The 20,828-nt window shown below is 61.8% G+C and carries 19 protein-coding genes and 2 pseudogenes; 16 read left to right on the top strand and 5 right to left on the bottom strand.

Annotated features, from left to right (window positions below):
* Positions 1–3 precede the first annotated feature (3 nt).
* The 12 genes and pseudogenes from purS to CK944_RS01110 form a co-directional block, all read left to right on the top strand.
* On the top strand, positions 4–243 hold the full coding sequence (gene purS / locus CK944_RS01165; protein ID WP_103171170.1) for a phosphoribosylformylglycinamidine synthase subunit PurS: 240 nt from the start codon (positions 4–6) through the stop codon (positions 241–243).
* Positions 244–324: 81 nt separating this feature from the next.
* Positions 325–1,122: an ABC transporter ATP-binding protein gene (locus tag CK944_RS01160; protein ID WP_370463849.1), complete on the top strand. Its 798-nt coding sequence runs from the start codon at positions 325–327 to the stop codon at positions 1,120–1,122.
* Between the two features lie 26 nt (positions 1,123–1,148).
* Positions 1,149–1,871, top strand: a complete 723-nt coding sequence (locus CK944_RS01155; RefSeq protein ID WP_103171169.1) for a transporter substrate-binding domain-containing protein — start codon at positions 1,149–1,151, stop codon at positions 1,869–1,871.
* A gap of 45 nt (positions 1,872–1,916) precedes the next feature.
* A complete protein-coding gene (locus CK944_RS01150) occupies positions 1,917–2,798 on the top strand; it encodes an ABC transporter permease (RefSeq protein ID WP_103171168.1) in 882 nt (293 codons plus the stop codon).
* On the top strand, positions 2,795–3,619 hold the full coding sequence (locus CK944_RS01145; protein WP_103171167.1) for an ABC transporter permease: 825 nt from the start codon (positions 2,795–2,797) through the stop codon (positions 3,617–3,619). The genes CK944_RS01150 and CK944_RS01145 overlap by 4 nt, the downstream gene beginning before the upstream one ends.
* 3 nt (positions 3,620–3,622) lie before the next feature.
* Positions 3,623–4,954, top strand: coding sequence for a glutamine synthetase family protein (locus CK944_RS01140; protein WP_103171166.1), 1,332 nt, complete (start codon positions 3,623–3,625; stop codon positions 4,952–4,954).
* A 310-nt stretch (positions 4,955–5,264) separates the two neighbouring features.
* Positions 5,265–6,371: an AAA family ATPase gene (locus tag CK944_RS01135; RefSeq protein ID WP_158247933.1), complete on the top strand. Its 1,107-nt coding sequence runs from the start codon at positions 5,265–5,267 to the stop codon at positions 6,369–6,371.
* Positions 6,372–6,546: 175 nt separating this feature from the next.
* The gene (locus CK944_RS01130; RefSeq protein ID WP_103171164.1) at positions 6,547–6,747 is read left to right on the top strand and encodes a hypothetical protein; all 201 of its coding nucleotides are present in this window, start codon (positions 6,547–6,549) and stop codon (positions 6,745–6,747) included.
* A gap of 675 nt (positions 6,748–7,422) precedes the next feature.
* Positions 7,423–8,007: a hypothetical protein gene (locus CK944_RS23930; protein ID WP_229665106.1), complete on the top strand. Its 585-nt coding sequence runs from the start codon at positions 7,423–7,425 to the stop codon at positions 8,005–8,007.
* 1 nt (position 8,008) lies between these two features.
* A complete protein-coding gene (locus CK944_RS01120; protein WP_229665107.1) occupies positions 8,009–8,461 on the top strand; it encodes an amidohydrolase family protein in 453 nt (150 codons plus the stop codon).
* 237 nt (positions 8,462–8,698) lie between these two features.
* Positions 8,699–10,153, top strand: a complete 1,455-nt coding sequence (locus CK944_RS01115; protein ID WP_205048990.1) for a Na+/H+ antiporter family protein — start codon at positions 8,699–8,701, stop codon at positions 10,151–10,153.
* Positions 10,154–10,481: 328 nt separating this feature from the next.
* A pseudogene (locus CK944_RS01110) lies at positions 10,482–11,324 on the top strand (toxic anion resistance protein); the annotation flags it as partial.
* A 120-nt stretch (positions 11,325–11,444) separates the two neighbouring features.
* Here CK944_RS01110 and CK944_RS01105 read toward each other — a convergent pair.
* From CK944_RS01105 to CK944_RS01085, 5 genes and pseudogenes are all read right to left on the bottom strand, one after another.
* Complete coding sequence (locus tag CK944_RS01105; RefSeq protein ID WP_103171161.1) at positions 11,445–12,929, bottom strand: inorganic phosphate transporter; 1,485 nt, start codon at positions 12,927–12,929, stop codon at positions 11,445–11,447.
* Positions 12,930–13,328: 399 nt separating this feature from the next.
* A pseudogene (locus CK944_RS01100) lies at positions 13,329–13,936 on the bottom strand (transposase); the annotation flags it as partial.
* Positions 13,937–14,204: 268 nt separating this feature from the next.
* Positions 14,205–14,876 carry a response regulator transcription factor gene (locus CK944_RS01095; protein ID WP_103171160.1) on the bottom strand — a complete coding sequence of 224 codons (672 nt, stop codon included), beginning with the start codon at positions 14,874–14,876 and terminating at the stop codon, positions 14,205–14,207.
* Positions 14,873–16,258, bottom strand: a complete 1,386-nt coding sequence (locus CK944_RS01090; RefSeq protein ID WP_103171159.1) for a LapD/MoxY N-terminal periplasmic domain-containing protein — start codon at positions 16,256–16,258, stop codon at positions 14,873–14,875. Before CK944_RS01090 ends, CK944_RS01095 begins: the two co-directional genes overlap by 4 nt.
* Positions 16,258–16,746, bottom strand: coding sequence for a hypothetical protein (locus CK944_RS01085; RefSeq protein WP_103171158.1), 489 nt, complete (start codon positions 16,744–16,746; stop codon positions 16,258–16,260). The genes CK944_RS01090 and CK944_RS01085 overlap by 1 nt, the downstream gene beginning before the upstream one ends.
* A 331-nt stretch (positions 16,747–17,077) precedes the next feature.
* Here CK944_RS01085 and CK944_RS01080 point away from each other — a divergent pair, with 331 nt between their 5' ends.
* From CK944_RS01080 to CK944_RS01065, 4 genes are all read left to right on the top strand, one after another.
* Complete coding sequence (locus tag CK944_RS01080; protein ID WP_308421436.1) at positions 17,078–18,970, top strand: methanol/ethanol family PQQ-dependent dehydrogenase; 1,893 nt, start codon at positions 17,078–17,080, stop codon at positions 18,968–18,970.
* A gap of 73 nt (positions 18,971–19,043) precedes the next feature.
* Entirely contained in the window at positions 19,044–19,871 is an 828-nt protein-coding gene (gene moxJ / locus CK944_RS01075; RefSeq protein WP_103171316.1) for a methanol oxidation system protein MoxJ, read from the top strand.
* 15 nt (positions 19,872–19,886) lie between these two features.
* Positions 19,887–20,417: a cytochrome c(L), periplasmic gene (moxG, locus tag CK944_RS01070; protein WP_103171157.1), complete on the top strand. Its 531-nt coding sequence runs from the start codon at positions 19,887–19,889 to the stop codon at positions 20,415–20,417.
* A 59-nt stretch (positions 20,418–20,476) separates the two neighbouring features.
* On the top strand, positions 20,477–20,788 hold the full coding sequence (locus CK944_RS01065; protein ID WP_103171156.1) for a methanol dehydrogenase [cytochrome c] subunit: 312 nt from the start codon (positions 20,477–20,479) through the stop codon (positions 20,786–20,788).
* Positions 20,789–20,828: the final 40 nt, after the last annotated feature.

Below are 20,828 nucleotides of genomic sequence, written 5' to 3'. Positions count from 1 at the left end.
GCCATGAAAGCCCGTGTCACGATCATGCTGAAGGATGGCGTCCTGGACCCGCAGGGCGAGGCGATCCGCCACGCGCTTGGCGGTCTTGGACACAAGGGCGTGGCGGGTGTCCGCCAGGGCAAGGTGATCGAACTGGATCTGGACGCGACCGATGCGGCGCAGGCCAAGACCGAGGTGGAAAAGATGTGCGAGGGGCTTCTGGCGAATACCGTGATCGAGAAATACTCGGTCGAGATCGTCTGACGCAGCGGCAACCTGCGTTTATCGGCAGGTTGCCCCGCAGACCCCGTTGCAAAAGCGCCGGGATTATCGCCCAATGCGCCGATGATGAACGATAAAGCCAGCCCGCAAGACGCCGCGCCCGTGATCCGGATCCAAGGGCTTCACAAGTCCTATGGCCAGGTCGAGGTGCTGAAGGGCGTGTCCCTGACCGCGCCGCGCGGGCATGTGGTCAGTCTGATCGGATCCTCGGGGTCGGGCAAGTCCACGCTGCTGCGCTGCTGCAATCTTCTGGAAAACAGCCAGGCCGGAGAGATCAGCTTCGAAGGCGAACCGGTCCGGTGGAAGGGGCAGGGCATGGCCCGCGTGCCTGCCGACCGTGCCCAGGTGATGCGGTTCCGCACCAACCTGTCGATGGTCTTCCAGCAGTTCAACCTGTGGTCCCACATGTCCATCCTGCAGAACGTGATGGAGGCGCCGGTGACCGTCCTGCGCGAGGATCGCGCCACGGTCGAGGCCCGCGCCCGGTCGCTGCTGGACAAGGTCGGCATCGGGGACAAGGCCGATGCCTGGCCCGCGCAACTGTCGGGCGGCCAGCAGCAGCGCGCCGCCATCGCCCGCGCCCTGTGCATGCAGCCCAAGGCGCTGCTGTTCGACGAACCGACAAGCGCGCTTGACCCCGAACTGCAGCAAGAGGTCGTGCGGGTCATCAAGGATCTGGCCGCCGAACATCGCACCATGATCATCGTGACCCATGACATGCGCCTGGCCGCCGATGTCAGCGATCATGTCGTGTTCCTGCACCAGGGCCTGATCGCCGAGGAAGGCCCGCCCGAGCGGCTGTTCGGCGCGCCGCAGACCGACCGGCTGCGCCAGTTCCTCAGCGCCTCGATGGCGCATTAGAATAGACGTCCAACAGGAGAGAAAGAATGAAGAAACTGCTGCTTGCCGCGACCGCCCTGGCGCTGACCGCAGGCATGGGCATGGCCCAGACCGTCCGCATGGGGACCGAGGGCGCATACCCCCCCTACAACTTCATCAACGAGGCGGGGGAGGTCGCGGGCTTCGAGCGTGAACTGGGCGACGAACTGTGCCGGCGCGCGGAACTGGAATGCACCTGGGTCAAGAACGACTGGGATTCGATCATCCCGAACCTGGTGTCGTCGAACTATGACACCATCATGGCCGCCATGAGCATCAACGAGGAACGCAAGGCCGTCATCGCCTTCACGCAGGATTACCTTCCGCCCGCGCCCTCGTCCTATGTCGCGCTGCAGGATGGCGTTGACCTGGAAGGCGGCGTGATCGCCGTGCAGACCGGGACCGTGCAGGCGTCGTATATCGCGGAAACCGGCGCGACCATGCTGGAATTCCCCAACATCGACCAGGTCTTCGCCGCCGTCCGCAACGGAGAGGCCGACGCGGGCTTCGGCGACCACGAGGTGATGCGCCCCTTCGTCGAGGACAGCAACGACCTGGTCTTTGTCGGCGAACAGGTGAACCTGGACGAAGGCATCGGCGTGGGCGTGCGCCAGTCCGATACCGAACTGCGCGAGAAACTTGACGCCGCCATCACCGCGATGAAGGAAGATGGCAGCCTGAACGAGTTGATCCGCAAGCATTTCGGCGACGACGCGCAGACCTACGAATGATCTGACGGGCTGCGGGACGGCCCGCGGCCCTTACCGGGACGAATGATGTTTTCCTTTTGCAGCGACCCTTCGGTGCTGGACGGGCTTGCCTGGCTGTCGTGCTATCTGACGACGGGCACGCATATGCTGTTCTATGCCAGCTTCGGGGTTGTCCTGCTGCTGCTGGCGATCACCGCGCCCATCGCGCTGCTGTTCGGCTATGGCGGCGCGATGGCGTCGCGGTCGCGGATCGCGCCGGTGCGGTGGTTCGGCAAGGTCTATACCTCGATGGTACGGGGTGTGCCCGACATCGTGTTCTTCCTGTTCGTGCCGATCGCGCTGGATCAGGGCCTGGAGTGGCTGCGGCATCAGGCGCTGTGCGACAGCGACGCCCCGGTGCGCCAGGGCAACGACTTCGTCGTCTGCGCGGCGGCCAAGCTGCCCCTGTCCACCAGTCCCGAATGGGTCCATGACATCTATGCCATGACGCTGGCCGTGATCGCCTTCTCGGTCGTCTTCGGCGCCTTCGCGGCCAATGTGCTGTATGGCGCGATGCAGGCCGTGCCCCGCGCGCAGCTTGAAACGGCCGAGGCCTACGGCATGACGCAGCGACAGGTCACCCGCCGGATCCTGGTGCCACAGATGTGGACCTATGCGCTGCCCGGCCTGTCGAACCTGTGGATGATCCTCATCAAGGCGACGCCCCTGCTGTTCCTGCTGGGGATCGAGGACATCGTCTATTGGGCCCGCGAACTGGGCGGGGCCAAGACGTCGTCCTTTGCCTATCCGCATCCCGATTGGCGGCTGTATTACTTCCTGGCCGTGCTGGTCTTCTATCTGCTGATGACCTGGGTGTCCGAACGCGTTCTTGACCGGGTGATCCGCCGCCTGTCCGCAGGCCAGGCCACCATGGCGGGCGAGGCGCAGCGCAAGGCAGGTGTCGTGTGAGCTGCGCGCAGACGATCATGGATTACGGCCTGCGGTCGCTTGGCTTTGGCGAACGGCTGCTGCCGCGCAGCGACTTCACGCTGTGCCAGCAATTCACCCTGATCGGATCCGGGCTGATCTGGAACCTGTATTTCGCCTTCTTTGCGCTGCTGTTCGGGTTCTTCCTGGCGACTGGCCTTGCCCTTGCCAAGACCAGCACGAACCCCTGGCTGCGCAAGCCCGCCGAGGGCTTCATCTTCCTGTTCCGGGGCAGCCCGCTGTTCATCCAGTTCTTCCTGGCCTACGAGGCCCTTGTGATGCTGCCCCGCGCGGGGGTCGAGATCTTCGGCTTCACCGTGGCGACAAGCTGGCTGACCAAGGCCTGGGCGGGCGCGCTGATCGTGCTGACGCTGAACACCGCCGCCTATTCCGCGCAGATCTTCCACGGCGCGCTGATGTCGGTCCCCAAGGGCGACATCGAGGCTGCCGAAGCCTATGGCATGACCGGCTGGACCAAGTTCCGCCGCGTGCTGTGGCCGACGATGCTGCGGCTGGCCTGGCCGTCTTATACGAACGAGGCGATCTTCCTGTTCCACGCGACCACGCTGGTCTTCTTTTCGGGCTTTCCGGCCTTTCAGCAGCGGGGCGACAGCCTGTATTATGCCAGCTATTTCGCGGGGCAGACCTTCAACCCCTTCATCGCCTATCCGATCGTCGCGCTTTATTTCATCGTCTCGACCCTGGCGCTGATCGGCCTGTTCGGTATCGTGAACCGGCGCCTGAACCGCCACCTGCCCGGCGCGGCGCGGCGCATCCGTTATCGTCCGCAAGTGATCCGGTAAGTCATGGACTGGTTGAAAGAACATCCCGAAGTCAAGACCATCCGCGTGGCTGCCGCCGACCTGAACGGGGTCGCGCGCGGCAAGCGCATCCCCGCCCGCTATGCCAGCAAGATCCTCGAGGAAGGGACCAAGTTCCCTTATTCCGTCCTCAACCTGGATATCTGGGGCGAGGATGTCGAGGACAGCCCCCTGGTCTTCGAGATAGGCGATCCCGACGGGCTGCTGCTGCCCACCGAACGCGGCTTCCTGCCGATGCCCTGGCTGGACGCACCGACCGCGTTGCTGCCGATCTGGATGTTCCACCCCGACGGCCGCCCCTATGAAGGCGATCCCCGACAGGCCTTGGCGCGGGTGGTTGAACGATACCAGGCCGCCGGCCTGACGCCCGTTGTGGCGACCGAACTGGAATTCTTCCTGATCGACGATTCCGGCCGCCAGTTGCGCGTGCCGCCCAGTCCCCGATCCGGCAAGCGCCGCACCGGCGGCGAGGTTCTCAGCCTCAAGGCGCTTGACGCCTTCGACCAGTTCTTCACCACGCTGTACGACGCCTGCGAGGCGATGGACATTCCCGCCGATACCGCGATTTCCGAAGCGGGGCCGGGCCAGTTCGAGATCAACCTGATGCACCAGGCCGATCCGTTGAAGGCCGCGGACGACACCTGGCTGTTCAAGATGCTGGTCAAGGGCATCGCGCGCCAATACGGTTTCGCCGGCAGCTTCATGGCCAAGCCCTATGAGGCGTTTTCAGGGAACGGGATGCACATGCACTTCTCGATCCTCGACAAGGACGGCCGCAACATCTTCGATAATGGCGGAGAAGACGGCACGGCCGAACTGCGCCATGCCGTGGCCGGATGCTTGCGCGCGATGCCGGGTTCCACGCTGCTGTTCGCGCCGCATGAAAACAGCTATGATCGGCTGGTGCCCAATGCCCATGCGCCGACCGGCATCGGCTGGGCTTATGAAAACCGCACGGCGGCGATCCGCATCCCGTCATCGGGTCCGAAGGCGCGGCGCATCGAACATCGGGTGGCGGGCGGCGATGTGAACCCATACCTGACCGTCGCGGCGATCCTGGGGGCAGCGTTGAACGGTTTGCTGGAAAAGCTTGAGGCGCCCGAACCCTTCAAGGGGAATGCCTATGACCAGCACCTGGATCAGCTTCCCGCCACTTGGGCCGAAGCGATAGACGCCTTCCACACCTGTCCCGAAATGCGGCGGATCTTCCCGGCCCATCTGATCGACAATTTCGTCATGACCAAGCGGCAGGAACTGCACTACATGTCGGAACTGTCGGACGAGGAAACGGTGGAACTGTATCTGGACACCGTTTGAGGTGTGCCGGCTGGCATAAAACTTCCTTTCGGCCGGATCCGCTTCCTTTTTGACAACCATAAAACTTCCACCGCCTAGGCTATTCAATCAGTTTCCAGAGAAAAGTCAGAGGGTTGCCGTCATTGGCGCTTGATTCGAGTTGTCGGCCTCGCAGTTCCTGTTCTTCCGGCGCCCCGGCTTGACGGCTGCTCTGGCGACTTGCATGACTTCCTGACAGACCCGGGTCCTTCCTGAAATCCAGCATCCGCGCCGCATGATCTGGCGGGAGGCTCGTCCGCCATGCGGCGGAGCGATCAGTCGAGGAACCCCGATGACACGCTTTCCGATCATGAAGGCCACGTTTCCCGATCCTTCGCTCAATCCGCGACAGATCAGCTCTCACTTGGCCAGGCACCTGAAGTGGTTGCGCGCCCGACATGCGGGTGTCGATCTGTCGAAAGAGGTGAAAGAGGAGCGGCACTGGCCGATCGAAGGTGAGGAGAGCGAGAGGATTAGGCTGTCCCTAGACGACATGAAGCGCGTGGATCGACATGCGGTGCGCCTGCATGACGGGGTCCTGCGCAGAACGGGCCTGAGCCACTTGAATCGGGAGGATCGCCAGAACCTCTCGTCCTTGAAGAACGGTGTCGCCCTGGCTCGCATCTCCAGTCTGGATCATGCCGACGAACTGGCCGCACGCCTACACGGCGAGATGCCTTGGATGGCGCCTGCTACCGAGCACGCTTGGCATGCCATGCGTCGATCGGTGCGCGAAGGTTGGGCGGGCTTCCGCATGCCGCCAGTGATCCTCGACGGACCGCCGGGCATCGGGAAGACCTATTGGGTGCGTCGATTAGGAGCGCTGATCGGCACCGCTAAGGTGGACGTGGATGCGACGGGCGAGAACGCCTCTTTCGGTGTCGTCGGCTGTCAGCGTGGCTGGTCGAGTGCCCGGCCGGGGAGGGTCCTAGAGTGCATCATGGCTAAACTGACCGGGAACCCTATCGTCATGATCGACGAGCTGGAAAAGGCGGGCAGCGCCAAGTCTGGACGAAACCAATCCTTCAGCCTCGCGGAGGCGCTGCTGCCTCTGCTGGAGTCCAGCACCGCTGCCGAATGGAGTTGCCCCTATTATCGTGTGCGCTTTGACATGTCTTATGTGAGTTGGATCCTGCTCACCAACAGCCTGTCCCCGCTGCCGCCGCCACTGCTCAGCCGCTGCACGATCCTCCGTCTCCGGGAAATCGGCTTGCCGGACCTGATCACCTTCGCCCAGCGCGAAGGTCAAGGGCGCGGCCTCTCGGCCGCGTCCGTATGGTCTGTCACCGAGGCACTGTCCAGGGCCGCACCCGCTGCCCCCACTCGTCCGAGCCTGCGCACTGTCCTGCGGATGCTTGATCGTGCGGCGGAATTGGAGAACAGGCCGATCATCACGTGACCCGTGGCCACCAATGCCAAAGGTTCCGTGTTCCTCAGTAGGCCAGGTGACGGGTTAGCTCTATGTGCGACCTTGCAATCTCCATGCGAGCAGTCCGAACATAAGATAACGTCGCGCCTGTCTTGTCTGCCGGTCAAGTTTGCCGCAACCTTCCTTCCAGCCCTAGGAGCTCAACATGCGCGTGTCATTCTTTGATCCCAAGGAGCGTGCCCGCCAGAAGGCAGATTCCCGCGCCGCCGACGACGAGGACCTGCGCGCCGGACATATCACCCGCAAGGAGCTCAACATCCGCAATGGCGGATATGGGCTGATGAAAGGGTCAAAGCTTGTCCTTTCAGTCAAGAGAACGCCTGCCACCGGAAAGGACACCGAATAGCGCCTCGGCAGCCAGCCCGCGATGAATAGTTGCAGACGCTCGTTTGTCCACCTGCTCACGATCTTCAAAGGCTGATGAATTGGCGACCACATGTTGACGGACGAACTGCCGCCCAGGAATGGAATGTTGTGTCGTATCGCACACTTATTCATCATGAAGTTAGGTGTCGCTTGCGCTGTAAAGGGCGGAAAGCTGTCTGAAGGCGGTTCGGCGCTGCAAACGCAGCGAAAGCGGAAGAGCGGACCGTGATACGACGCTCGACGAGGTGGCGCCGTGCTAATCATGGGGGGCGGAAAAGCTGCCTGCGCCCGCATCGCATCTTGCCGATCACCTTTTTGCCAGTCGCTTTTACCAAAAGCGTCGGGTGAACAGCTTCAGCTTCGCCGTCTTCATGTGTCCGCTAGGCCAAGTGTGCAAAGCATTTTCCAAGCTCAGATAGTAGTTGCCCTTTGGCTGTTTCGCAGACTACCTTTCGCGCAGGGGCTTTGTTTAGAAATGCTTAATTTAAACGACCTTACACCCATAGACCCCGAAAAGGTCGTGCATTCGCCGTCTGCGGGGCACGTCTACGCGGGCCTCCCAATCCCAAAAGTTTCGAGGGTGCAATTATTCTCCTCCGATGAGTGGGAGAGGTTTATCGAGGAGTGGGCAACCTCATTTAAGCAGGAATACCCGATGGTCCGGCGTTTCGCTGGCGCAGGGGACATGGGAATCGACGTAGCGTGTTTCACGCAGGCCGTCGGCTTCGCAGCACCTTGGGAAAACTTCCAATGCAAGCGCTACGACAACCCCCTTCGACCGTCTGACATCCATGTCGAGATCGGCAAGTTGATATACTATACGTGGCGCAAGGAATACTCGGTGCCACGCAAGTATTACTTTGCCGCAAGCCGCGATGTCGGCACCACTGCTGGGAAACTCCTTCTGGATCCAGGCAAGCTCAAAGAGAGCGTCAGACAGAACTGGGAGAAGCAATGCTGCGCCGAGATAACTTCGAAGGCTAAAGTGCCGCTTACCGGCGAGCTTCTTGAGTATTTTGAAAAATTCGACTTTTCTATCTTCGGCTCGATGAGCCTGTTGGAGCTGATCGCAAGACACGAGACGACAACCTACCATGCGGTTCGCTTTGGCGGAGGTCTCCCGCCGCGCCCGATCTGTGATCCGCCACCAAATGAGATCGCCACTCATGAGGCGCGCTACGTCCGGCAACTCTTGGACGCCTACGGGGAGTCTGCGGGCGGGGATCAACGACGACCGTGACATGCTGCAAGAGATGCGCATGGCTCTGACCTTGCACCGTCCATCAGGACATCAATCACCCGCACCAACGGCGGCACAGGTTCTACAAATGGCCACCCGTCACGGGGCCGCCACGACGCCGTTCCGCGAGCGGATTGGTGGGCTTGCGAAAGGACAGGCGGCGGATCTTGTTGTGCTCGATTGGGATCGGGTGACTTATCCATGGCAGGATCCACGAAACGGCTTTGCCGACGTGCTTGTGCGGCGTGCCAAAGCAGAGGCCGTCGCTCAGGTCATGGTTGCAGGGCGCACAGTCTATGCCGATGGAGCCTTCGTGAACGTCGACCGCAAGGCTGAACTGGATCGTCTGAAAAAGTGGCAGAGTCGGCCACGGACAGCCCTAGACGAAGAAATGGCAGAGCTGGCGGAAGCGGCAATCGATGTGGTCCACGATTATTATAAGAGCTGGCGGTAGGTAGGTCGAACTGCGACTGGTCTCTGTCATCTACCTTCAGGGGCTGTGAGTGCCTCCCGCCAAGCTCACTTCATGCAAGTGTCCGCCGTGAGGTGGGTCGTAACACCGCTTGACTCGACAGTGATTTCAAGACCCATCCGAAGAGGTAGCACAGACAATCCGGTTGAATCTCTGTCCCCGTGCGACGTATCGCCGTGCGTGCCGGGCTTTGGGCCCGGACCCTTCAAGAGAATGACCATGACTGATCTGCCCATGAGCTTTCCTTCCGACGGAGAGTTCCTTCGCAAGCGCGTGCTCCCCGTGTTTGGCCTGTCTGCAGCGATCTACGGAGGCTCGCTCGCGGCGGGCCTACACATCAACGCCGTCGTCCTGTCGATCGCTGTGATGATGACGCTCTGCCTGCTGCGGCTGCCCGTTGCCATCGCCCTGGTCTCGGCGGCCGTGCTGGGCGGCTTGCAAGCAGGCCTGTCGATGACCGAGACGATCACTGCGCTGAACGAGAACCTGCTCATCGGCTCGCAAGTCGGCATGACCTACATCATGATCGGCGCCTTCGCCGTAGCGCTGGCGCGCAGCGGCCTGCTGGAACTGCTGGCCGCGAAGATCTCGGGACGGCTGGGGACGGGTGAGGCCGCCACTGGCAAGAGCATCAAGTGGACCTTGCTGCTGATCCTCTGCGCCGCCTCTGTCATGTCGCAGAACCTCATCCCTGTTCATATCGCCTTCATCCCGGTGCTGATCCCGCCGCTCCTGGGCATCATGAACCGGCTTCGCATGGACCGCAGGGCCGTCGCCTGCGTGCTGGCCTGCGCGATCAGTTCCAGCTACCTGCTTTTGCCGACAGGCTTCGGGGCAATCTTCCTGAACGACATCCTTCTGACCAACTTGAACAATGTTGGCGCAGACCTTGGCCTGATTGTTACAGCCGATATGGCGCCTAAGGCAATGTTTCTGCCGGTGATGGGGATCCTGGCCGGGATGTTCGTCGCCGTCTTCATCACCTACCGCAAGCCGCGCGACTATCACACGATCGAGAATGAGGCACCGGCTGCCGCCAAGGTCCCTGTCACCCTTGACCTCACGCAGCTGCTGGCAACGATCGCTGCGCTGCTGGTGGCTTTGGTGTGCCAGATCAAGTTCGACTCGCTCCTGATCGGGGCCATGGTCGGCTTCGTTATCCTCAGCTTTGCGGGCATCTTCCGCTGGCGGGACCAGGACGACGTCTTTACCGAAGGCCTGCGGATGATGGCGCAAGTGGCGGTAATCATCACTATTGCTTCGGGTTTCGCGGGGGTGCTTTCCGCCACCGGAGAAGTTCAGCCGCTGGTCGCTGCATCGGCAGCGTTCATCGGCGAGAACAAGGCTCTTGGCGCGGCGATCATGTTGCTTGTTGGCCTGTTCATCACGATCGGCTTCGGCGACTCTTTCGCCTCCGTCCCGATCCTCGCGCCCGTCTATGTGCCCCTGGCCCTCGCGCTTGGCTTCTCGCCGCTGGCGACAGTCGCCCTTCTCGGTGCAGCGGCGGCTCTGGGCGATGCAGGATCGCCCGCGTCCACCATCACGCTGGGCGCAACGGCAGGCCTGAACGCGGATGGCCAGCACGACCACATCAAGGACAGCGTGATCCCGACCTTCATCCATGCGAACTTCGGCATGGTGCTGTTTGCTTGGGCGGCGGCGCTGATGCTTTGATGATCAGCCCCAACCAAGCTGTTGTTTGACTGGAACATAGATGGCGGATCAACATTCGCGGCGACAACGCTGAAGCTTGGCGTCGCGCATGTGGTTCATGGCTGGCCAGATTTCCTTCGAGGTCGCTCCAATCCCCGGAGAGTGATGTCTGGCCAGCCATCTTCTGCGGAATGCAGCAGTGTGGTCTCCAGCACCCATGGCTTCTCCGCCCTAGCATTACAGTTGCACATTTCTTCGTAAGTGTGCCTGCCTTGCTAGGGCTTGATGGGCTTCGCCACATCGACCATGCAATGATATGAGCCGGTTCGAACTGACGTTGGGCCAGCCGATTGACCTGAGCACCAAGCAGGGCTTCCTGTCCAAGATGATGGGCAAGGCTACTCCGATTGCCCGGTTCAAGGCGAAGTTCGACAAGATCCAGACCCAGATCGACGAGATCACAACCAACCTAGAACGCCACCAGCTGACGCTGCTGAAGGACATCAAGGCACTTGACAGGCTTTATGCCGAGATCCTGTCCTTCTATGACCAGCTGGCAATCTACATCGCCGCGGGGGAGGCCAAGATCGCCGAGATCGAGGCCGTGGCCATTCCCGAGAAGCAACGGGAAATGGAAATTGCGAACGAGAGTGACAAGCTCCTTGCTGCAAGCGAGCTGCGTGATCTGCAGTCGGTTCGCGACGACCTAGAGCGGCGTGTCCACGACATGAAGCTGACCCGGCAGGTCACCATGGAGTCGCTGCCTTCGATCCGCCTGGTCCAGGAAAACGACAAGTCGCTGGTGGCGAAGATTACCTCGACGCTGACGAACACCGTGCCGCTGTGGGAGAACCAGCCGGCCCAGGCGATTACCATCCAGCGCGCAGCCAATACCGCCCGCGATGTGAAGGCCGCCTCGGTTCTCACCAATGATCTGCTGACGGCCAATGCTGCGAACCTGCGTCAGGCCAATACGGTCATCCGCACCGAGATGGAGCGGGGGATCTTCGATGTGGAAGCGATCCGCAAGGCCAACGAGGAGCTGATCGGCACGATCGAAGACAGCCTGCGCATTGCCGACGAAGGCAAGGCCAAGCGGGCCGCCGCCGAGCAGGAACTGGTGCGTATGGAGTCTGATCTGCGCACCGCGCTGATCTCGGCGAAGGCTCCGGCGCGCGCTGCCGCCGAATGATCGGGGCGGCCCTGCATAGTCGGGCCATCCCACCCGCCCCTCCTGCCGACCGATCTCAGCTTGCCCAGACGTGGATTGGAGTTTGCGGCAGCTTCTATGCAGACCCCTGGAAAGTTTCGATCAAGGCCCGAAAGCGTTCAGCAGCCGGAACAGAATGGCAGATAGAACTGCCGTTGCTGGAACTGTAATAACCCAGGCGGCACCAATCGTCATGACATGCGACCGACGCACCAGCTTACGGCGCCGACGTTCCTCAGGTCCGGGATGAGGGAGGTCGTGCTCGTTCCCTTGTGCAGCCCGCAGACGTCGTTCCGCGTCCCACTCGCGAAAGAAACCCACTCCGAAGATCGCGCCCACTGCAATATGGGTGGAGCTGACCGGCAGGCCAAGCCAACTGGCCACGATCACCGTCAGGGCCGCAGAGAGCGAGACGCAGTATGCGCGCATCGGGTTCAGCTTGGTGATCTGGCTCCCGACCATGCGGATCAGCTTGGGGCCGAACAGGAACAGGCCGAAGGAAATACCGAAAGCCCCGATCAGCATGACCCAGAACGGGATCGCTACCGACTCGGTCGCGCTCTCAAAAGCCTGCGCCTGCACGATGGCAGCCAGCGGCCCGACTGCGTTAGCCACATCATTGGCGCCATGCGCGAAGCTGAGCAGTGCCGCAGATACGACCAGCGGAATACCGAACAGAACCTTCAGTGACTTGTTCCGGTTTTCCAGCCCATGGGACTGATGTCGTATCACCGGGATCATCACCAGCCAGCAGACCAGACCCAATGCTGTTCCGATGACCAGGGCATTGCCGAAGGATATGGTCACAAGCCTGCTCAGGCCCTTCAAGGCAAGATAGGCGGCAAAGGTGCCGGCCATGATGCCGATCAGGACAGGAACCCATATGCGCGCAGCTGCGATCTTGTCATCGCGGTAGATGATGCGCGCCTTGATGAACCATAGGAATGCCGCAGCGATGACGCCGCCCAGGAGGGGTGAGACGACCCAGCTTGCCGCGATCGTGGCCATAGTCGGCCAGCTGACCGCCCCAAAGCCTGCAGCGGTGATACCCGCGCCCATAACGCCACCCACTACCGAATGCGTGGTAGATACGGGCGCGCCGATCCAGGTTGCGACGTTGACCCACAACGCTGAGGACAGCAGGGCCGCCATCATCGCCCAGACAAACACTGACGGCTCGCCAATGCTCTCCGGTGCTACGATCCCCCGAGAGATGGTGCCCACCACGTCCCCACCAGCGATCAGCGCACCGGCGGTTTCGAAGATCGCGGCAATGGCGATTGCTCCACCCATTGTAAGCGCATTTGCGCCCACGGCGGGACCCATGTTGTTCGCCACGTCGTTCGCGCCGATGTTCAGGGCCATGTAGGCCCCGATGACTGCCGCCATGGCGACAATCAGCCCGCCGCTGGACAGCCCAAAGGCCGCCATTGCACCGAAGCCCGCCAGCAGGATGAAGGAGAGCGCCACTCCCGGCGCGACCAGCGGTCGAGAGATATAGGTGGTCGCTCTCTCCAGGGTCGAAAAGCGTCCGAGGTCTCGGTCCAGCGTTTCGAGGTGGCGGGTTTCTAGATCGTTCTGGGCCATAGTATCCTCGGCGATTTCAGCGGCTGACTAAGGCGAACGCAGCAAAGGAGCAACCATCATGCTTCGATGATGACCCCTGGCTGCGCGACCAGAGATGCCTTTCGCCAAACCCATCTATTTGATCGGCGCCGAGCTCCCCGCTTCACTCGCCGGCGCGATCTCCCAGGTGATCGTCACCTCTGCGCGCGTGTCGATCGCTCCCCCGGCAACCGGCACGGACTCGGCCATGTCAGCGACCATAGTGCGTGCGGCCACTGCATAGGGCATCGGCCGGTGAACGGTCTGCGGCGAGATGTTGGTGATCCTGTCGGACTGCCGTCATCACCCTGTCCGTCGTCGAATGATTTGGAACAGGCGGCCTGATTTTGGTCTGGAGGGTCCTAGCTCTGCGGGTTGAGGTTATGCTGCCTGGCGCTGATGGATCAAGCGCCGGTTCTGGATGGTCAGTTTCTTGATCTTCTCCCTTTCTGCGAGGATAGCCGGGCCGCGTCCGAAGTAGACGTCAGCGGGTGTGAGGTTGCCGAGGCTCTCGTGATAGCGGTGGTTGTTGTAATGCTCGACAAAGGCCGCGATGGCCGCCTCGAGTTCACTCTGCAGATAGTAGTTTTCCAGCAGAATGCGGTTCTTGAGGGTTTGGTGCCAGCGCTCGATCTTGCCCTGCGTCTGGGGATGATTGGGGGCGCCGCGGACATGGTCCATACCATGTTCTTCGAGGTATCCGGCAAGATCACCAGCAATGTAGCAAGGGCCGTTGTCGCTCAGCAGCCGCGGCTTGTGCAGCACGGTGACGCTGTCACATCCGGATGCAGCAAGGGCGATATCAAGCGTCGCGCTGACATCGTCCGCGTTCATGGTGGTGCACAGCTTCAGCCGACGATATAGCGGGAAAAGTCATCGAGGACGGTGGACAGGTAGAACCATCCCCAGCCTGTCACCTTGAGATAGGTGAAGTCGGTCTGCCACATCTCGTTTGGCCGAGTGGTCTTGTCCCTGAACTCGTCCCCTGAATAACGCGAACTAGATGATCCTCGGTGATCCAGACTTCGAGACGATCTGGAAAGAGAACCGTCTGCCCGCGCTCAACGCCCTCGATGAAGCCCGACATGCTGATCCCCCACAGCTATGTCAAAGTTTACCACGAACATCAGTTTCCACACAGCCTAGGCCGAGAGAGACATTGCGCCATGATGCCCCCGTCCCCTTATGGCAAGCGCCTCAGCCTGCTTCATCACAACTTTGACGATTTATGATGCCAAATCTGTTGGTCTTTGCGGTTCAGCTACCTTCGAAATACCGGATGGCCTTAACGACCAGATCCCCCAAGCTGGCGGCGCCTAGCTTGTCGCGCAAGGCCAAGCTCACGTTCGAGACAGTCTTGTAGCTGATACAGGCACGGTCCGCGATTTCGCGATAGGACAATCCCTCGGCGATGAGGCCCAGGATTTCCTCCTCCCGCGCGGTAAGGCTTGAGCTGCTACCGTGGCGTCCGGGCAGGTTCATCAGCGCGATCTGCGTAGCCAGCCGACTTCCGACGTAGTTGCCGCCTGAAAGAACCTCTGTGAGGGCGGTCAGAATTTCGTCGGAGGGGGAATCCTTGTTTATGATCCCGTTGGCCCCCGCCTGAAGGGCGCGGCGGGCCAGGATCGGGCTGCGATGCATGGTGAAGACCAGGATCGGCAAGGTCGGGTCCAGCATCCGCAGCCGGTCGATCAGCTTGATCCCCGCGATCTTGTGGTCGCCCAAGGTCAGGTCGACGACCATCATGTCGGGCCGGGCCGCACGCCAGGCGCGCCAACCTTCAAGCGCGGTGGCGGCGCCCACGATCTCGCAGGGGATGCGTTGACGGATGATGCGGCCCCAGCCTTCCACCACCACGGGATGGTCATCGATAATGACGATGCGCTTCAGGCGCTCGGCAGATTTTTCATGGGCCAGGGCTTCGATCATCGTGCAGGCATCCTCAGTTCAGTGACAGTTTCCGCGCCCACGCGGCGGGGTGGATCAAAGCTGGCACCCAAGGCGCGGGCGCGGTCCCGGATGCCGGTCAGACCATGGCCTCGGGAGGGAAGGCGCCCTGAGGGACCGCGGCCGTCATCCCGGACCTTCGTGACGATCAGGTCTTCGGCCAGGTGCATCTCAATCCTGATCCGCTGGGCCTTCCCGTGCCTGATCGCGTTCAACAGACTTTCGCGCACGAAGCGATAGATTGCCGTTTCGGCCAGTTCGTCCGCGGCAACCTGGTTCTTGCAGTCCAGGTCGATGGTGACCTCTGGCGCGATCTCGGTGAATTCGGCCACCAGTTCCCCAAGCAACTCCTGCAGTGATCCGCAACCCATGAGCATGGGTCTCAGGTCGTTGATGGCGCTGCGGGCACTGTCGCGAACCGCGTCGGTATGGGTCGAGATGGCGCGCAATGCGTCATCAAGTTGCGCGGCCCCCGAGCCCGATACGTCGCGGGCGGCTGCAATGGCCTGGGACAGCGCGGCGTTCAACGCAAAAAGCTGCGGGCCCATGTCGTCATGCAGATCCGAGGCAATCTTGGCCCGTTCCGTTTCCGCCAGCGTCAGAAGCCGGGTCTGCAGATGCTCGTTCTCTGCTCTTTGCGACTTGAGGTGGATGGCAAGGGCGTTCACGTCGTCGGCCAGCGATGCAAATTCGACCAAGTGATCGGGCGGGGCCCGGCGCTCCAGATCGCCGTGCCGCATGGCGCCAAGCGCATCCTGCACGCGATGCAAACGGCGCAGGATCAGGTTGCTGAAGCCCATCGACATGCCGATCAGGGCGATGCAGGTCAGCGCCAGCAGGGGCATGATGATGCGGAAATCTTCCCAAACCTCGCTGATTTCGTCGGTGGGATCGGTTTCGACCACAAGGCTGCCCAAGACATTGGGATAATGCGAGATGGTGAAGTAGTCCGCCTTCACTTCGGGGCGCATCAGCCATGTGAACCACCCAGGCGCTTCTACGTCTTCCATCGAAACCGATGCGGACGGGTTGAGGAGGGGGGTGCCCTTGTTGTCCACTACATGGGCGGAAACATGGCGGAGCGCGTCGATCTCATGGGCAATCTGCATGGCCTCTCCCATGGTGTCGGCACGGGCAAAGCTGGGCGGCATCCGGACAGCGATTGTGGCCTGCGCCGTGCGGAAGGCCGAGGCTGTTTCCTCTTCGATCGCGATGCGGGCGTTCAGGATAATGATGGCGGCAATAGTCGCGCCGAGCGCGACGCCCACGGAAAGCGGCACGACCGTGACGATCTTGTGCAATGACCACAGCCGCTTGGGCTGTGGAACGGCCGTGTCGAAAAGAAATCCGGATTCCTGCCGCATCAGCGCCCCTTTCCTGAAGCAGTCGCGGCCTGCATGGCGGCGTCATGCGGATGCCCCTGCGCACGCAGGACGCGGTAGTGCTGGATGACGGGGCCGATGCTGTGATCGGGCGCGTCCTGCCGCATGGCCAGTTGGTTAAGCAGGACGTATATGGCCATGGGCGGGTCGTCCTTCTGGCGGATTTCATGCCACAACTGGGCTGTCCGATTGGCGACCATTCGGGGACTGTCATCATAGGTGGCGGCCGCGCGGTTAAGCGACGGCGAAATCGATCGGGGAGCGGTCTGTGTCACACGTGCCAGAAAGGCCAAAGGCGTTTCGTTTTCGGATGCCTCCAGCCAATCAGGCGCATATTGTTCTGTGTGCTGGCCTTGGTCGGACGCGGCGGGCAGCGTCGTCTCTTCGTCACGGCACGCCTGCAGCAGGATGACAGCAGCGCTTGCCAAGGCAAGGGCAACGGTGCGCGGATGTGTCTCATTGACCTCCATCAGATCCCTTTCCCGATGCTCACCGTGATTCGCCCACGCGCCTCATGCGCTATCCAAGGGTAGGTCAGCCTAAGGGATGAGACAATCTGGCCTAGCGACGGACATTGGTATGGTGCCTTTCGCAACAGGGTGACTTTGAACCTTGATGGACAGGGCAAATGCCCCGTCAAGATCGGGCGTCCTTCCCCGCAGACAGTCGCATAGAGCGGTGGTCTGATCGTCCTTGCAACATGCCCGAACCCGAAAGGGGAAAGGCTGGCAGCAGGCGCATGAAGCCGGTGCAGGGGGGATCTGACACCGGCTCCGGGATGCGCGATAGGGAGAGGATCAGATGAGAAGCACAATTCGCAAGACGATGACCCATGTCTCGCCAATGGCGGTGGCTGCGGTTTTGGCGTTCGGGGCGCCAGCCGCAGCCAATGACCAGTTGGTCGAGCTTGCCAAGGATCCGGCGAACTGGGTCATGACCGGGCGCGACTACAACGCGCAGAACTATTCGGAGATGACCGAGATCAACAAGGAAAACGTCAAGGACTTGCGCCCGGCCTGGTCGTTCTCGACCGGGGTGCTGCACGGGCACGAGGGCACGCCGCTTGTCGTGGGTGACAAGATGTTCGTCCATTCGCCGTTCCCGAACACCACCTTCGCCCTGGATCTGAACGATCCGGGAACGATCCTGTGGCAGAACAAGCCGCGCCAGAACCCGACCGCCCGCACGGTCGCCTGCTGCGACGTGGTGAACCGCGGTCTGGCCTATTGGCCGGGCGACGACACGCGCGGGCCGCTTGTCTTCCGCACCCAGCTTGACGGGCATATCGTCGCCATGGATGCCGAGACGGGCGAGGACGTCTGGATCATGGAAAACTCCGACATCAAGGTCGGCTCCACCCTGACCATCGCGCCCTATGTCATCAAGGACATGGTGCTGGTGGGATCGTCGGGCGCGGAACTGGGCGTGCGCGGTTATGTGACCGCCTATGACGTGAAGACCGGCGAACAGCGCTGGCGCGCCTTTGCCACCGGCCCGGACGAGGAACTGAAGCTGGCCTCGGACTTCAACGAGCCAAACCCGCATTACGGCCAGTTCAACCTGGGCACCGATACTTGGGAAGGCGACGCCTGGAAGATCGGCGGCGGCACCAACTGGGGCTGGTATGCCTATGACCCCGAGGTGGACCTGTTCTATTACGGGTCCGGCAACCCGGCGCCCTGGAACGAGACGATGCGTCCGGGGGACAACAAATGGACCATGGCCATCTGGGGCCGCGAGGCCACCACGGGCGAGGCCAAGTTCGCCTATCAGAAGACGCCGCATGACGAATGGGATTATGCGGGCGTCAACGTGATGATGCTGTCCGAACAGGAAGACAAGGACGGCAACATGCGCAAGTTGCTGACCCACCCGGATCGCAACGGCATCGTCTATACGCTGGACCGCACCAACGGCGACCTGATTTCGGCCGACAAGATGGACGACACGGTCAACTGGGTGAAGGAAGTGCAGCTGGATACTGGTCTGCCGGTTCGCGATCCGGAGTTTGGGACGCGCATGGACCACAAGGCGCGCGACATCTGCCCCTCGGCCATGGGCTATCACAACCAGGGCCACGACAGCTATGACCCGGAACGCAAACTGTTCATGCTGGGCATCAACCACATCTGCATGGACTGGGAACCGTTCATGCTGCCCTATCGCGCGGGCCAGTTCTTCGTAGGCGCCACGCTGGACATGTATCCGGGACCGAAGGGCGATCGCCAGAACGGCCTCGGCCTGGGCCAGATCAAGGCCTACAACGCCATCACAGGCGAAATGGCCTGGGAGAAGATGGAGCGCTTCGCGGTCTGGGGCGGCACCATGGCGACTGCCGGCGGACTGACCTTCTATGGCACGCTGGACGGTTACCTCAAGGCCCGCGACAGCGACACGGGTGACCTGCTGTGGAAGCACAAGCTGCCGTCGGGCGTGGTCGGCCATCCGATGACCTATCAGCATGACGGGCGCCAGTATGTCGCGATCTACTATGGCGTCGGCGGCTGGCCCGGCGTGGGCCTGGTCTTCGACCTGAACGACCCGACCGCCGGCCTGGGTTCGGTGGGGGCCTTCCGCAGGCTCAAGGAGTTCACCCAGATGGGCGGCGGAGTGATGGTCTTCTCGCTGAATGGCGACAGCGTCTACACCGACGACGTGAACACCGGCGAATGGATCCCAGGCGACGACGCCTGATCCCTGCCACGGCGGGCTGCAACCGGCCCGCCGCACCATAGACCGACATTTGGGAGACTTCACGATGAATGCCATGATTTCGCGCTTCGGCTGCGGAACGGCTGTCCTGCTGTGCAGCCTTGGTGCAGCCAATGCCCAAGCCGTCGACACCCTGCGGGTCTGCGCCTCGACCATGGACGCGCCCTATTCGACCAAGGACGGCACCGGGTTCGAGAACAGGATCGCCGAGGTTCTGGCCGATGAGGCCGGGATGACCTTGGACCTGGTGATGATCGAAAAGGACGCGATCTACCTGGTCCGTGACGGGATCGAGGACGATCTGTGCGACGTGCTGGTCGGCGTCGATCAGGATGACAAGCGGCTACTGACCAGCAAGCCCTATTACCGTTCGGCCTATGCCTTCATCAGCCGCCAGGACCGCAACTTCGATGGCGACAAGTGGCAGGACGTCGACCGAGAAGGCTTCGACACCTTTTCCTATCGTTATCACAGCCCGGCCGAGACGATCCTGAAATATACCGGCCGCTATGAATACAATCTGATCTACCAGGCCTCGCTGACCGACTTCGAGGACCGGCGCAACAAATACACCCAAGTGCCCGCCGATCGCGTCGTGTCCGAGGTGGCGGCAGGCAATGCCGACTTGGGCATCGCCTTCGCCCCGGATGTCGCCCGCTATGTCCGCGACTCGCGCGAGCCGCTGAAGTTGACGCTGATCAGCAACGAGATCGAGCGCCAGGACGGCCTGATCATTCCCCTGCAATACAGCCAATCGGTAGGCGTCGCAAAAACGAAGCCCGAGCTGCTGGAGCGCATCGACCAGGCGCTCGAAACGGGCAGGGACCGGATCCAGGCGATCTTGGACGAGGAAGGCATCCCGACCCTTCCGCTCAATTCCTGAAGACAAGGACACGACATGAGGCATCTTTCGCTGGCGGTCATCGTGTTTGGGTTGGGGGCGGCGGCCGCCCTGGCCCAGCCCCAGTTCTACAACACGGTGGACGGCTCACCGCTGAATTTTGACGACGCAATGGAGGAAGGCCGGGATACCGAGGCGGTCAAGGAGTTCATGGCCACAGGGGTCAACATCTATAACGAGAACCCCGAGGTGATGGCGCAGGCCGAGGAAACCTACAACACCATGTGCTCGGGCTGTCATGGCCATTACGGCGAAGGCAAGATCGGGCCAGGGATCAACGATTCCTATTGGACCTATCCCCAGAATGAAACGGATGTGGGGCTGTTCTCGACCCTTTATGGCGGTGCCTCGGGGCAAATGGGTCCGATGTGGGGAAGCCTGACCCTGGACGAGATGCTGCTGGCCATGGCCTGGGTCCGCCACCTTTACACGGGCGAGGCTGAAACGGCGTCCTGGCTGACGCCTGAGCAGCGCGAAAGCTTCACCCCGTTCAAGTCGAAGAGCGGTGAGGAGGACGAGCAGTCGTGAAGCCAATACCGGCCGGGGCAACAAAGCGCCCCGGTCCTTTCCAGAGAGGAGGAGAACGGATGAAACTGATCGCACTTGGCATCGTTGCCGCGATGTCCCTGGCCGCCCCGGCCCTGGCCTATGACGGCACAAACTGCCGGGCACCCGGCAACTGCTGGGAACCCAAGCCTGATTATCCCGAACGGGTGGAAGGGTCCGAATATGACCCGCAGCACGACCCGGCGGAACTGTCCAAGCAGGGTGAATCCCTTGCGGTGATGGACAACCGCAACGCCTGGCGGGTCTGGCACATGGCCCAGACCGGCAGCTTCGAATACGACGTCACGAAGATCCCCGGCTATGAGGAGGGTGGCACGCCGCCCGCCCAGTGACCGGGGCGTGCCGCGCCCGGACGCTTTTCCCAAATGTCAC

Source organism: Paracoccus sp. SY (assembly GCF_002901215.1).
GTDB classification, from domain to species: Bacteria; Pseudomonadota; Alphaproteobacteria; order Rhodobacterales; family Rhodobacteraceae; genus Paracoccus; species Paracoccus acridae.
Note: the sequence above shows the minus strand (reverse complement) of the source record. Positions and strands in the feature narration are given on the sequence as shown.